Here is a 14,048-nt window from a genome sequence, read left to right as displayed (position 1 = left end):
GGAACTTTTTTCTTTTAATGTACGAAAAACATGAATTTTTAAAATTCTCCAGAAGGAATTTTTCAAGCGAGTTAGTATGGTTTCTAGACCTACTAATCAGGATTAATTTGTTTGTTTTTGCTCCCAAACTTATTCTTTTTTGTAAAAATCTAAAAGTTTTGTTCTAAGGTCAGAATATATTTTGGATTAGGATCTCTTTTGGATTTATACATTCTCTGTGTTATTTCTAGTTATGTTTCTTAGTAAGCCAGAACTTACGGCGTTCACATCCTTAATTCTTTTGAACTTTTTCGGCTGCTTTTCAATAAGTCCTTCCCAGACGTGCATTGAACTTCTACTAAAATTTATCTTAACGCAAAGGCTTTTATCATTTGTAGAAATTTCTTATTGGGGACAGTTGAAATTCGGTTCTGGTTGAAAAAATGTATCTAAATAAATTTAAAGTTAACACTGAATATAAGTATGATGTCTCCAAACTTTTATTCAAATTAAAGGTATTCTATATGAATGAAACTTATTATAATATAGTTATAAATAGAACCTCTGCTGAGAGATTAAAACTTGATCAAAATGATCAGTGTTCAAAAGGATTTAAATATCATTCTCTGGATAATGCGTCGGGTCAAGTCGTAAGAAAAACTTTCGTGTAAGGCTATTTTCATGACTTCTCTCAATGGTAATTCTTAAAAACGGAGTTCTTTTTAAGGTGATATGGTGTCATATCAAAAATTTGCAAAGGATGTTGGTTTTATCGGGGCAGTTCAGGTACTTACAAGCCTGGGAACTTTTTTCCTGCTTCCGATAATCACAAAAACCCTTGGAACATACGACTACGGGCTCTGGGCTCAGATCAATACCACTGTATCTCTTATTTCTCCCCTTGCACTGATGGGCCTCTCTATGGGTTTTGTCAGGTTTTTATCTTCTGAAACGGAAATCAAAATAATAAGGGAAGCAGTATATTCAATTCTCTTTTTTGTAACTATATCCGGTCTGTTGGCCTCTTTTTTACTCTATACGTTTGCAGAGCCTCTTGCCACCTTCGGTTTTAAAGACCCTCATGCAACTTATTTTATCCAGGCAGGTTCCCTTTTAATTCTTCTGAGCGTTATCGAGTCGATATCTCTTTTTTATTTCAGGGTTTTCAGGCAAATTCAGACATTTTCTTACTTAACCCTTTTTGAAACGTTTGGAAAATTGTTTTTTATTCTCTTTCTTCTCAAAATGGGATACGGGCTTCTTGGTGTAATCGCGGCTACTTTAGTTGTACAGGGCTTCATTTTTTTAATTTCTCTTCTGATGATCATATCACAGATAGGATTCGTTATCCCGCGATTTACTTACATAAAAGAGTATTTGCACTTTTCTCTACCTTTAACTCCCAATTCGCTTGTAAGGTGGATTACAGAGTCAAGTGACAGATATATGGTTACTTATTTTCTCGGCCTTGGAAGCGTGGGGGTATATTCGGCAGCCTGTTCAATTGGCAGTCTTATACAGCTTTTTGTAAGTTCTCTTCAGCTCATTCTTCTTCCCGAGTTATCAAAGCTTTTCGATGAAAATAAAATGGATGAAGTAAGAATTTGTATGTCTCATTCTCTAAGATATTTCCTTCTCTTCTCAATTCCTGCAGTCTTCGGTCTCTCAGCTCTTGCAAAACCTTTGCTTGGGATCCTTACCACTGATGATTTTCTTTCGGGTTGGGTTGTAATTCCCATTATTGCCTTCTCAGGTCTTCTGGCAGGAATCTTCCAGATATTTGTCAATACAATGCTCCTTATCAAGCAAACAAAAACTTCGACCTACATTAATATTGTTGCAGCAGTTTCGAATGTATTGATTAACCTTCTATTGATACCTTCCATTGGAATTGTTGGAGCCTCACTGTCAACCTTATTTTCTTACTTTTTAATGGCTGTGCTTTGTATGCATATTTCCTTAAAACACTTTAAACTTGATTTTTATCTTCATGATATTGCAAAAAGCGTTTTGTCCTCAACAGTTATGTATTTCTTTGTTTCCTACTTTGCTATATCAAGCATCATTGAGCTTTTTGAGATTGCAGGTATGGGTGTACTTATCTATCTGGTGATGATGTTTCTTGTAGGTGGATTCACAGACCGCGAACTTTCTTTAATACAAAGGTACGTATTCAGAGTCAAAAGCGAAGTCAAGCAGTAATTTTACCTTTGTTCCCATACTGATCAACAAAAATTGTTTAAGAAAAATGGAATAAAAGTTAGTCTACTACCTTTTCCCCAAGCAATGCCCTCGCCGTTTCCCTAATACTTCTCTCCGATGTATAGACCGGTTTCCAGCCCAACTTTTTCATTTTTCCAATCCCTAATCTCATCCTTGGCACATCGCCTTTCCAGCCCCTATTTCCTCCGGTGTAGGTAAATTCAACATTAGAAAGTCCCATTTCTTCTATAACAGTCTTTCCTATCTCTGTGGCACTGATGGTGTCCTCGGAGCCGATATTAAACATATTTACCTTTTCTTTGCTATTCTCAATTAAAAATACTATTGCGTCAACGCACTCCGAAACATGAAGGTAGGATTTTTCCTGCTTTCCATCTCCCAGGATTTCCAGCAGATTCGTGTTCCTCCTCAGTTTTTTTATAAAATCAACCGTAATTCCGTGTGTACTGCGTGGACCAACGATGTTTGCGAAGCGAAATATCCAGGCCTGCATATCAAAGGTGTGAGAGTATGAAGTAATAAAGGCTTCACAAGCCAGCTTAGAGGCACCGTAAAGGGATATCGGAATAAGAGGACCGTAGTCTTCTGGAGTAGGCATAATACTTGCTTCCCCATAAACTGTCGAGGTGGAAGTAAATGCAATTTTTTTAGTATTGTTTTTCCTCATTGCTTCCAGAAGGTTATAGGTCGCCAGAATATTTTGATCTAGATGAACTCTGGTATCTGAAGCTCCGAGTCTGACATCAGGATTTGCGGCCACGTGACAAACAAAGTCAATATCTTCACAGGCCTTTTCTATTGCCTCCTGGTCAAGAAGATCTCCTTTTATCAGGGTAAAGTCGGGATTTTCAAGATGATTTTCTATGAATTCCATTTTTCCTGAGCTCAGGTTATCAAAAACAGTAACCATGTTCTCCTTTTCTATGAGGTGATCTACTAGGTGGCTCCCTATAAAACCGGCTCCTCCTGTCACAAGTATTTTATTCTTTGCAGGCATGGAAAATTCTCCAAATAATCTTTCCAAACAATCTTTCTTTCGATTAATACTTTGTAATGTTAAAGCAATCAGAAAATACTTTTATCTCATTCCCTATAATGTGGGGTGAGTATATAACTAGAGGAAATTAAAGATGTTCTGGTTAAAGAGTATTATTTACTTAACTATATGAATAACTTTTCACTGAATTCCTTCACCGGAGAGTTTATTTTGACCGTTAAAAAAGCACTTATTCCAGCGGCTGGTCTTGGAACTCGTTTTCTGCCTGCCACTAAGTCGATGCCAAAAGAGATGCTTCCAATTATTGACACACCTGTGATTCAGTATGTTGTAGAGGAAGCCATTGCCTCGGGAATTGAGGATATAATCATTATCACAGGCAGGGGTAAACGGGCAATTGAAGATTATTTCGATGATTCTCCTGAACTCGAAATGCATCTTGCGAAAAAGCACAATACTGAACTTCTTAAGCTTGTCCGGGATGTTTCCTCCCTTGTTGATATTCACTACATCCGCCAGAAAGAACCTAATGGGCTAGGGGATGCGGTTCTCAGGGCAGAAAACCATATTGGAGATGAACCTTTCGCCGTGCTTCTCGGAGACGATATTATTGTGAATGACAAGCCCTGCACTGCTCAGCTCATAGATAATTTTGAGAAATATGGGAGATCCACGCTCGCAGTGGAGGAAGTTCCTCGTAAAAAATTAAGTAGTTACGGAATCATAAAGGGTAAACCTCTTAGTAATTCTCTCTATGTACTGGAGGATATTGTCGAAAAGCCATCACCTGAAAATGCACCCTCCAATCTAGGAGCAATAGGCCGCTATGTTTTCACCCCTGAAATATTTGACTGTATAAAAGAAGCCGGAACAGGTGTAGGAAACGAAATTCAGTTGACTGATGGGATTCGGGTCCTTAATAAATCGCAGATGATCTACGCGTGTAGGTTCAAAGGAAAAAGATTCGATACTGGTGACAGGTTAGGGTACGTGAAATCAATAGTAGATTTTGCCCTCGAGAACGAAAATCTTAGGGAAGACGTACTTGAGTACTTAAGAGAAATTCTATCAGAGGTAAAGGAACATTCAAGCAAATAAGATCCTGTCAATAAGGTAGTTAGAGACCAACAAATTTATACTGTATAAGAATTCAGCAAAGTTATGCTGTATCAGAATTCAGCAAAGTTATACGATATAAATTTATATAAAAAATAATTTCTGCTGGTTTTTACCAGCAGAGCCCCTCATAATCTATATTTTTAGCTTTAATTACCCGCCTTCCATCAACTACTATCTTTCCTTTCATGACTTCAAATTCAGAGTCAAGGTTCTTGAACTCGTCCCATTCTGTCATTACAAGACAGGCGTCAGCACCTTCAAGAGCATCTTTAGCTTTCCCTGAGTATTCAATTGTTGGAAAGATTCGCTTCATATTCTCGGTTGCCATTGGGTCATAAGCCGAAACCTCTGCTCTTAGTCTTAGAAGTTCAGCAATGACAGGGATAGCTCTGGACTCCCTTATATCATCCGTGTCGTTTTTAAAAGCAAGTCCAAGGACTGCAACCTTTTTTCCCGCAAGGCTTCCTATTTTCTTCTGGAGTATTTCGGTCATAAGAATTGGCTGTTTTTCGTTTACTCCAATTACGGATTCCAGAAGCACTGGAGAATATCCTATTTCTTTTGCCTTTCCTATAAGTGCTTTTACATCTTTTGGGAAGCAGGATCCTCCAAATCCTGCTCCTGAATTCAAAAACTTTGGGGATACCCTGGAATCCTTACCTACCGCTTTCATAACCTCGTAGGTATCAACGTTTAACCTTTTGCAAATATTGCCAATCTCGTTAGCAAAGGATATTTTGGTTGCCAGAAGGGAGTTATTTGCATATTTGATCATTTCCGCTGTTGATACACTCGTGCGGGTGATCTCACATTTAAAGTTCCGGTAAAGTTCTGAGACAAGATCTCCTGATTTCTGGTCAATTGCTCCCACAACTATTTTATCAGGATGCATGAAGTCGTAGACGGCTTTTCCTTCTCTGAGGAATTCGGGGTTCATTGCGACTCCAAAGTCTTTTCCTGCAACCTTTCCTGAAGTTTCTTCAAGGATTGGAAGAACAAATTTTTCAGTTGTTTCGGGCACAACTGTGCTTTTAACAACCACTACATGGTACCCTTCTTTCTTTGCCAGTACTGCCCCTATACTTGCTGTTGCCGCACGAACAATTGAAAGGTCTATGCTTCCATCTTCTGCGGAAGGAGTTCCTACGCAGATAAAGGAAATGTCCGTATTCTTGATCGCAAATTCATAGTCAGTGGTTGCAGTGAGACTTTTTCCTGCATATTTTTGCAAAAGCTCTCCAAGTCCCTCTTCATAGATCGGGGGAATGCCTGCATTTATCTGATCCATTTTTTTCTTGTCGATATCTACGCAGACTACTTCATGCCCGACTTCTGCAAAACATGCGGCTGTGACCGAGCCCACATATCCTGACCCTATAACGGAAATTTTCATAAATTAAACCTCTTTATTGAGAATTGGAGAGTAATCAATTCCAATTCTTATTTATTTTTTGATAGGAACTCTTTTCAGGTTTTACTAGAGAAACCTCCAATCTATACGGTTTTCTACAACAAGTTTGTACTAATTTTTAGCAAGTTTATATAGTTTAAAGGTTTATACCTTGTATAGTTAGGAGTTAATACATATTTTGATAACTCCTTTACAGAAGTTTTGGGGGATCTTATAATGTTTTCAATACTTGGCCTGGGTGCAGAGTTTGCAATGGTGAATTCTCTTTCAGATTTAGGTATCTGCTTCCTCTCTACGGATTTTGGAATTCCTATATATTATCGGATAACGGTCATGGGACTAATCGCTCTTGTGGGTATGAAGGAAATGCTGCTGGCTTCTAGAAAAGAAGATGAGTTTTCTGTGGACTCAATGGATATGGGAATTTATCCTCTTATAGTATGCTTTATTGCTAGTTTCCTCTTCACAAGCTTTAGCATAATTCTTACAAAGTAATCCTCCTAGTAATTATATATTTATTTACTCAGTATTTCTTTTGTTTCTTCCGGTGAGTTTATTTTTTTACCAAATTAGATGAAAATAAATAATATTTATTTTCCTATTTTTAAGAGTATAACATCTATAATTCTCACACTGATAATTCCCGTTATCTTAATTTAGCAACTATGTTTCCATAGCTATTTATCTTTGAGCCATTTATCTTCTAATCATAATATTGTTTGTTAATGGCTTCAACTATATTAAAAAATTTAGTTTTATATGGGCACTGTTAAGGGGGGCTCCAGCCGCTGGAGACGGACAGTCATCACTTTTTAACATAATATGGGGGGAGAGTTCTATCTGATAGAACAGTTTGAAACCGGGGTTGAGTGAAAACCAGAATTTGACTGCATATTTTTGTCACATTAAGAGAGAAAAAGGCAGGAAGATTTCCTGATTTGTTGATATTAATTTATCTCATATACTTTTAAATCAGGTTCGAGGTTAGTTTCCTGATTCTCAATCTCGAAAGACTACTCAAGCAGACAGACTTTCTTTTGGTATTATAGTCATGGGAATTATTAATTGGGGAGTGAAAAATTGAAAGTTCTTGTCGATATAGGGCATCCAGCCCATGTTCATTTTTTTAAAAACGCTATATGGAGTCTTGAAAAAAAAGGGCATCAAGTAATGGTAGTCTCGCGAGACAAGGATGTAGTAATAGAGCTCTTGAATGCCTACGGAATTCCACATACGGTTTTGAGTAAAGTAAAACCAGGAAAGGTTAATTTGCTTGAAGAATGGTTCATAAGAGAGTTTAAAACTTTTAAAATTACCCAGCAATTTGATCCTGACCTTTTTATCGGTATTCTTTCTCCATCTGTAGCTCAGGTAGCCTGGATACAGCGGAAAAAATCCATAATTTTTAATGACACCGAGCATGCAGTACTGGCTCAGAAGTTAACCTATCCTTTTTGTGACATAATCTGTACTCCTTCATGCTATCTAAAAAATGAAGGATCAAAACAGATCAGGTATAGTGGATATCATGAACTGGCTTATCTTCATCCATCTTATTTTACTCCCAGTCCTGAGATCCTGAAAGACCTCGGAGTAAAGGAGGGGGAACCTTTTACGGTTCTTCGCTTTGTTTCATGGGGTGCGCATCACGATGTCGGTCAACATGGAATTAAAAATAAAGTAGCACTTGTCCAGGAAGCTGAAAAATTCGGAAAAGTATTCATAACTTCAGAAGGGCCTCTGGAAAAAGAGTTTGAAAAGTATAAACTCTGGGTCTCTCCAGAAAAAATCCACCACTTGCTCTATTATGCCACTCTATATGTGGGTGAAGGAGCAACGATGGCTGTTGAGAGTGCAATCCTGGGAACTCCATCAATCTATATTTCCACTCTTGCAGGAACTATGGGAAACTTTTCTGAACTTGAGAAAAAGTACGGTTTGCTTTTTAATTATAGTGATTCCCAATTTGCCCTGACAAAAATCACAGAACTTTTCAAAGATTCGGAACTTAAAAAAAGCTGGGGTCTTAAAAGGGCTGCTCTTCTCAGGGATAAAATCAATGTTACCGAGTTCATGGTCAATCTTATAGAAAGTCTTCCTGAAAAAAAATCTGGACTTTCTTTATCTTCGGTTTCGGATGAGTCTTATGTATAAATTACTAATGGAAAACCAGGATTCATGGGACATTTTCACCCGAAAAGAAGAGTATTATCCAGAAAAGCTGGATGAACACCAGCGTTTTCTTTTCTCTGAAAAAGATCTCCTAAATGCCTCTGAGCCCGAGGTCTCCAGGTACCTTATGGAAAATGGAATGCAGGTCGAGTTCCCTGAAAATAAATCATTTGCCGTTTGTTTGACTCATGACGTAGACGATATTTACCCGCCTCTTTCCCATAGCTTGTTGTCATCAGCTTACAGCCTTAAACGATTAAATTTCAAGGATTCTGCAGCTCAGTTACTGTGGAAATTGAGAGGAATAGACTACTCCCCATATCTTAATTTTTCTAAAATTATGGACATTGAAGCCAGTTTTGAAGCAGAGTCTTCTTTTTACTTCATTACTGCGGAAGCCGATCCAATAAGATTCAGGTATGATATAGAAGACATAGAACATCATCTGGGAGAGGTTTTAGATAGAGGATGGGAGGTTGGTCTTCACGGAGGTTACTATTCATATGACAGTCCTGATAAAATAAAAAAAGAAAAAGAAAGACTTGAAGCAGTTCTGGGTAAAAAAGTAATAGGTTTTCGCAATCATTACCTCCGGTTCAAAACTCCAGACTCTTGGGAAATACTTGCAAGTGCCGGTTTTAGCTACGACTCCACATTCGGGCACAGATACTCAGTCGGCTTCAGGAATGGAATGTGCCATCCTTTCAGTCCATATAACCTTAATACAGGAAAAAAAATTGCCATCCTCGAAATTCCACTTGTCGTTATGGACACTGCTCTTTTTGCGACTTCAAAATCTTTTGAGGAGGCCTGGGAACGCACAAAAAGTCTGATTGATACTACAGCAAGTCTCAATGGTGTTATTACCCTGCTGTGGCATAATTTCGCGTTCAGTTGCAATTTTCGACAAGGTTGGGTGAAGCTGTATGAGAAGGTGCTTCAGTACTGCTCCGAAAAAGGGGCATGGATGACAAGCGGAGAAGAAATCTACAGGTGGTGGGCAGATAGGAGCTGAATTAAAAGGAAAGTATCTGCTGGTTACGCCTGCAAAGAACGAAGAACTAAATCTACCCGAGGTTTCGAAGGCTGTAATCGGACAGGAATTAAAACCTGATTTATGGATTATAGTCGATGATGGAAGTACAGATGAAACACCACGTATTCTCGAAGACCTGCAGTCAAATTGCTCTTGGATCCAGAGTATAAGATTACCTCCAAGACCAAGAGACATTACTTTTCACTACAGTTATGTCTGCAAACAGGGCTTTGACTATGCTCTTGATTATTGTAGGAAAAATAATATTGAATTCGAGTATGTAGGCCTTCTTGATGCTGATACGGTGCTTGAAAAAAATTATTTCGGAAAACTTCTGGCTGAGTTTAAAAAGGATAGTTCTCTAGGAATTGTAAGTGGGGGAATATATTATGATAATGACGGAAAACTTTCCCTGGAAGTAACTGCAAAAGATCTTCCTCGAGGTACAGGAAGGATCTGGAAGAAAGAGTGCTTCCTCGAGACTGGCGGTTATCAGGTTGAGCCGTCTCCAGACTCAATTTCTAATATAAAAGCTCTCTTGCGAGGTTGGAGGCTCATGCAGTATACTGAGGTAGTCCAGATCCAGAAGCGTAAAACGAGTGCAGCTAACGGACTCTGGAATGGATATCTCAAAAACGGATGGATGGCTTATTACCTTGGCAAAAATTATTTCATGGCTCTCTTAAACGTATTTTATCTTTCTGTGAAGTCTCCCTACTATACAGGCATTGCCTACTGCTGGGGGTATTTTGGCTCGGCAATTCGAAGGGAGAAAAAAATCCAGGATCCTGAAGTAAGGGCTTACTACAGGGATCAGGGATTTTCAGGATTGTTATCCCGAATCTCAAAAAATTTTGTCAACAACTCAAGAAATGTACAGGAGAGGGAGCAGTGAAGATTAGCAAAGATCTCGAAAAGACAATTTATTTACAGGTGATAAGTTGAAAATACTTTTTCTTGATATTGTAAGGCCCCTTTCTCTTGCTGATGGCTCGCTTATTCACAGGTACGAGCTTGTTAGTAATCTTGCGAGACTTGACAATGAGATTCATATTTTTACTGTTGGTCATACTTCCTTTTCGAGCATGGTCAATGTTCACAGCCATTATGTCCCTCCTGGAAATTTCTTCTCACTTACTTTGAGCTATTTCAGAAATTCCATATACCTTCTGGGTTCCGAAACTTTTGACGTGCTATATACTCGCAATCCTAATTTTGGCTTTCTTGCTGGACTATTCTGTAAAAGCAAATGCAAAAGAATTGTTTATGAATTAAATGGAATTCCTGAAGACGAAAAGAACCTTCTCAGGGAAAAATCTGAAGGAAATAAATTCTCGCATCCCAGAAAAGGAAGTAATTTCTCAAACCGATATTTCTCTACACATGCTAGGTTAAAACTGTTTATTCTTAAGAAAGCTCTCGGGTTTTCGGACAAAATAATTTCTGTGACTCCTGGGATAAAAGCAAATCTTGAGAAGGACTATAAAATCCCTGGAGAAAAAATAGTCGTGGTTTCCAATGGGGCAAACACTTCCCTGTTCAGACCTCTGGAACAGGAAACCTGCAGAAGAGAACTTGGTCTGGATCTTGAAATTCCTTTTGTATGCTTTGTGGGTAATCTTGCTCCCTGGCAGGGTGTCGAGTATCTAATAAAGGCAGCTTCATCCGTACTTCCTAGATTTCCAGAATGTCGCTTTTTGATTGTTGGAGATGGCGCCATGAAAAACGATCTTATGAAGCTCTCCCGGGAACTCGGAATTGAGGACAGATTCATTTTTACGGGTGTGATTGCCTACGATCGTGTGCCTCTCTACATTAATGCCAGCGATATCTGTACCGCTCCTTTTATATTTGCCAGAAACGCAAAAATAGGCTTGTCTCCTTTGAAGTTATATGAATACATGGCTTGCGGAAAACCTGTAGTTGCAAGCAATATCAGTGGCGTATCCGACGTACTTGAAGCTTCTGGAGGTGGAGTTCCTGTCTTTCCTGAAAACCAGGGTGCTCTTGCAGAAGGTATCTTAAAGTTACTTGAAAATCCCGATTTAAGAATGAAATTGGGTTCAAAAGGTTTAAGTTATGTTATTGAAAATTACAGCTGGTATAGCGTTGCGAAAAAGGTTAACGAAGTCTGCAAATTAGAAATTGAGGCCAAAAAATGAGGGCTTGAAATCAGTCTTATGTTTTCCTATAACTCATCAGGATAATATAACTCATCAGGATACTAATAGTCATCTATTTAAATCACCCTTGTATTTTCCTATAACTCATCAGTAATAATAGTCATCTATTTGAACGGGGCTTAAAATGGACGAAATTGAAGTTAGAGAATTAGCGCCATCTGAATATAATGAATGGGATTTGCTCGTAGAAAAAGCTCAACCTGGTACACTCTTTCATACCAGTGAATGGCTTGGAATTTGTAGAGATGTCCTATCGAAGGATCTTAAAATTTATGGTTGTTTCAGAAAAGACGAGCTTGTGGGAGGATGTCCTCTTTTTGTTAAAAATATCAAAGGAGCTTTGAAAGTAGCGAATTCTACCTGTAATATGACCAGCTACAGCGGGCCTCTTATAAAAGAGAGTAATAGCTCCAAAGCAAGTAAACGGGTACAGGAAGTTCACGACATTCTTAATCCTCTCAGGGAATTCCTCTGCAAGCAGGGATTTGATAGTATTCACCTTGCGTTCGCTCCAGGGTTTAAAGATGTAAGACCTTTTACGTGGAACGGATGGGACTCCACTGTGCACTATACCCATTATTTGAATCTGAACGAAGATGTAGATAATAACATTTCAAGAAAGATTCGAAGAGAACTTAAAACTGCAAATGAGGCAGGACTTAAAACCAGGGTCTGGAACGATCCTGAAACATATTACCATCTGCTCTCAATGGTCTACGAAAAACAGAAATTAGCCCCTCCTCTTCCCAGAGGATTCTTCGAAAGAGTGTTTAAGCTAATTCAGGAAAAAGATATTGGCTATATGTTTGTCACAGAGACTCCTGAGGGCGAAGCTATTGCAGCTCACTTAAACCTATATGGAAAGAAGTGCACTGTAACCTGGACCTCAGCCCTGAACCCGGATTTTGGCCGTTTGGGTCCTAACGCTCTTCTGTATTATAACGAGTTTCTTGACCTAAAGTCCCGAAATTTCGAGTACATGAACGTAATGGCAGCAAATATTTCTAGGTTTGCGGATTTCATTATGGGCTTTTCTCCTGAGCTAATTCCCTATTATAGTGTGACTCTAGAGAGCAAAAAATATTCAATCGCAAAAACCCTGTATAAAATTACTCACAACGAAACTTACTGACAAAAACCGAAATTTTAAAAATATAAAAGTCGGGAAAATCCCGAAATTATTTTTTCATTGTTTTTTAGTGGTCTTTCCTTTTTTGGCTCTTTGCCATTATGTATGGATAAGATGATTCTCAATTCAGGACCTCATTGGTTTTTATAAGAATATTATGAAGATATCCACACAAAATAACGAAGAGCCTTTTTTATTCCTGACTGAAACTCTACTTTCTCTCTATAAATGGGATTCTTAAGAGATCAACTTTCAATAAGTTTTTTTCTAAATAGGAAATTAAACCCTTTCAGGTTCTATTTTTTATATTCACGAGAAAGGCTGAAAATATCTTCTTGAATGTAGGATCGTCACGAAGAGCGATCCCATAATAGATAGGGGTCATGATAATAGCTGTAAGTATAATGATATAAAAATTTGCAGAGAGCATTTCTAGTAGAATCACTGGGATTGAGATAACTGCCCCAATTGCTGTATATTTAATTAGAATTTCCAAACTTTTCCTTTTACTGATCCCTACAAGATTAAGCAAATATGCATTATTCCATAGAGCAAATATAACTCCTGTGAAGCTAAACAAGCAAAGGGAAAACTCAGCACTTTTTGCATAAATTCCTCCTATAGCAAGTGCTACGAACCTTGAGATTAAAAGAGCCGTACTGTAAGTAAACCAGACTTTTTGCTTTTCAAATATACTGTAGAGAGTTGAAATAGGCAAGGCAAGGAAAACAAGGAATATGAATGGCACAAGGATTTTTACATAAGTGCCTGCTACATACCAGTTTTTTCCAAAAGCAAACGTAAATATTTCTTCTCCCAGAATTAACAGGAGTATCATAGGGAATATTCCTATTAAAATTAGCTTTTTGTAAACTTCGCTTACAATAGCTTTCATATCGCCGCTCGAATTCCCATTTTTCACCTCACTGATTTTCTGGAAGAAAACCTGTTGTATAGCGGTTCCAACAAGTCCCATGGGCATATTTACTACTTGATTTGCAAGTGAAAAATATCCAACAACGCTTGTGCTGTAAAAATATGCGAGCAAGAAGGTAGGCACCTGTGGAGAAATCGTATTTGCAAGTGTAGACCATGAACTAAATAAAGGAAAATTTTTATATTCAATCGCCATTTCTTTCATTTTTTTAACTGATATTTTCCTGAAGACCTTAAAGTCTTCTTTTACACCTCTGAGCATGGAAAGGTCTGCAAGTCCATATCCAAGGGTATAACCTACTATTAGACCCAAAGGCGATGCAGTCCAGAAAGGAATTAACTGAAGCACTTTGGCCGATAAAGCATTTAACACTCTGGATCCTGCAATAACTCCAAAACGTAGTTTTCTTGAAAGCCAGTAATTCTGCACGAAAAAAAGGCCATTGAAGAATACTATTGCAGGAAGATATATTAAATATTTTGAGGATCCTTTCGTATGAAATATATACTCAATAATATGCTCAATATCCTCTGGAAAGATTATCACTGCTACAGCTATGAGTATGGATATAAAAGTGACTAAAATAGAGGAAAGGAAAAACACATTTGCGGAATCCTCTTCGGATTTTGGTAACATAATAGCAAACTGATATGAAAAAGTAGAGAAAATTACCAGTATGCCTGATACTGCCACAAAAAGCTGAAAGACTCCCATATCGTCAGGGCTGTAAATCCTAGTGACTATTGGTACAAGAAGTATACCCAGAATCTGTGCAGCAACACTTCCTGATACAAGTTTTAACACATTACCGATAAAGTTTGACATAATTATTTCCAACTTTAAAACATAAATCCCAGCATGT

General features: G+C 38.0%; 11 protein-coding genes. 8 read left to right on the top strand and 3 right to left on the bottom strand.

The annotated features are described in order from the left end of the window. Positions 1–711: 711 nt before the first annotated feature. Positions 712–2,181, top strand: coding sequence for a flippase (locus MSBRM_RS17845; protein WP_048122398.1), 1,470 nt, complete (start codon positions 712–714; stop codon positions 2,179–2,181). Positions 2,182–2,239: 58 nt separating this feature from the next. On the opposite strand, the gene MSBRM_RS17840 is transcribed toward MSBRM_RS17845, so the two are convergent. Next, positions 2,240–3,199, bottom strand: coding sequence for an NAD-dependent epimerase/dehydratase family protein (locus tag MSBRM_RS17840; protein WP_048122395.1), 960 nt, complete (start codon positions 3,197–3,199; stop codon positions 2,240–2,242). Between the two features lie 210 nt (positions 3,200–3,409). Here MSBRM_RS17840 and galU point away from each other — a divergent pair, with 210 nt between their 5' ends. Then, a complete protein-coding gene (galU, locus tag MSBRM_RS17835) occupies positions 3,410–4,297 on the top strand; it encodes a UTP--glucose-1-phosphate uridylyltransferase GalU (protein ID WP_141706456.1) in 888 nt (295 codons plus the stop codon). Positions 4,298–4,427: 130 nt separating this feature from the next. Here the strand turns inward: galU and MSBRM_RS17830 are convergent, their stop codons facing one another. Continuing rightward, positions 4,428–5,711, bottom strand: coding sequence for a UDP-glucose dehydrogenase family protein (locus MSBRM_RS17830; protein ID WP_048122391.1), 1,284 nt, complete (start codon positions 5,709–5,711; stop codon positions 4,428–4,430). 234 nt (positions 5,712–5,945) lie between these two features. Between MSBRM_RS17830 and MSBRM_RS17825 the strand changes: the two genes are divergently transcribed. The 6 genes from MSBRM_RS17825 (at position 5,946) to MSBRM_RS17800 (ending at position 12,252) form a co-directional block, all read left to right on the top strand. Further along, entirely contained in the window at positions 5,946–6,224 is a 279-nt protein-coding gene (locus MSBRM_RS17825; RefSeq protein WP_048122389.1) for a hypothetical protein, read from the top strand. Between the two features lie 585 nt (positions 6,225–6,809). After that, entirely contained in the window at positions 6,810–7,883 is a 1,074-nt protein-coding gene (locus MSBRM_RS17820) for a DUF354 domain-containing protein (RefSeq protein ID WP_048123630.1), read from the top strand. Next, a complete protein-coding gene (locus tag MSBRM_RS17815; RefSeq protein WP_048122388.1) occupies positions 7,867–8,916 on the top strand; it encodes a polysaccharide deacetylase family protein in 1,050 nt (349 codons plus the stop codon). The genes MSBRM_RS17820 and MSBRM_RS17815 overlap by 17 nt, the downstream gene beginning before the upstream one ends. Continuing rightward, positions 8,906–9,832: a glycosyltransferase gene (locus tag MSBRM_RS17810; protein ID WP_048122386.1), complete on the top strand. Its 927-nt coding sequence runs from the start codon at positions 8,906–8,908 to the stop codon at positions 9,830–9,832. Before MSBRM_RS17815 ends, MSBRM_RS17810 begins: the two co-directional genes overlap by 11 nt. A gap of 46 nt (positions 9,833–9,878) precedes the next feature. Then, entirely contained in the window at positions 9,879–11,099 is a 1,221-nt protein-coding gene (locus MSBRM_RS17805) for a glycosyltransferase family 4 protein (protein ID WP_048122385.1), read from the top strand. A 145-nt stretch (positions 11,100–11,244) separates the two neighbouring features. Next, a complete protein-coding gene (locus MSBRM_RS17800) occupies positions 11,245–12,252 on the top strand; it encodes a GNAT family N-acetyltransferase (protein ID WP_048122384.1) in 1,008 nt (335 codons plus the stop codon). 286 nt (positions 12,253–12,538) lie between these two features. Here MSBRM_RS17800 and MSBRM_RS17795 read toward each other — a convergent pair whose 3' ends face one another. Continuing rightward, positions 12,539–14,011, bottom strand: a complete 1,473-nt coding sequence (locus MSBRM_RS17795) for a lipopolysaccharide biosynthesis protein (RefSeq protein ID WP_048123629.1) — start codon at positions 14,009–14,011, stop codon at positions 12,539–12,541. Between the last annotated feature and the right edge of the window lie 37 nt (positions 14,012–14,048).

Origin of the sequence: Methanosarcina barkeri MS (assembly GCF_000970025.1) — an archaeon.
In the GTDB taxonomy this organism is placed as follows: Archaea; Halobacteriota; Methanosarcinia; order Methanosarcinales; family Methanosarcinaceae; genus Methanosarcina; species Methanosarcina barkeri.
The sequence above is the reverse complement of the archived record's forward strand: the minus strand, read 5'-3'. Positions and strand labels throughout refer to the sequence as shown.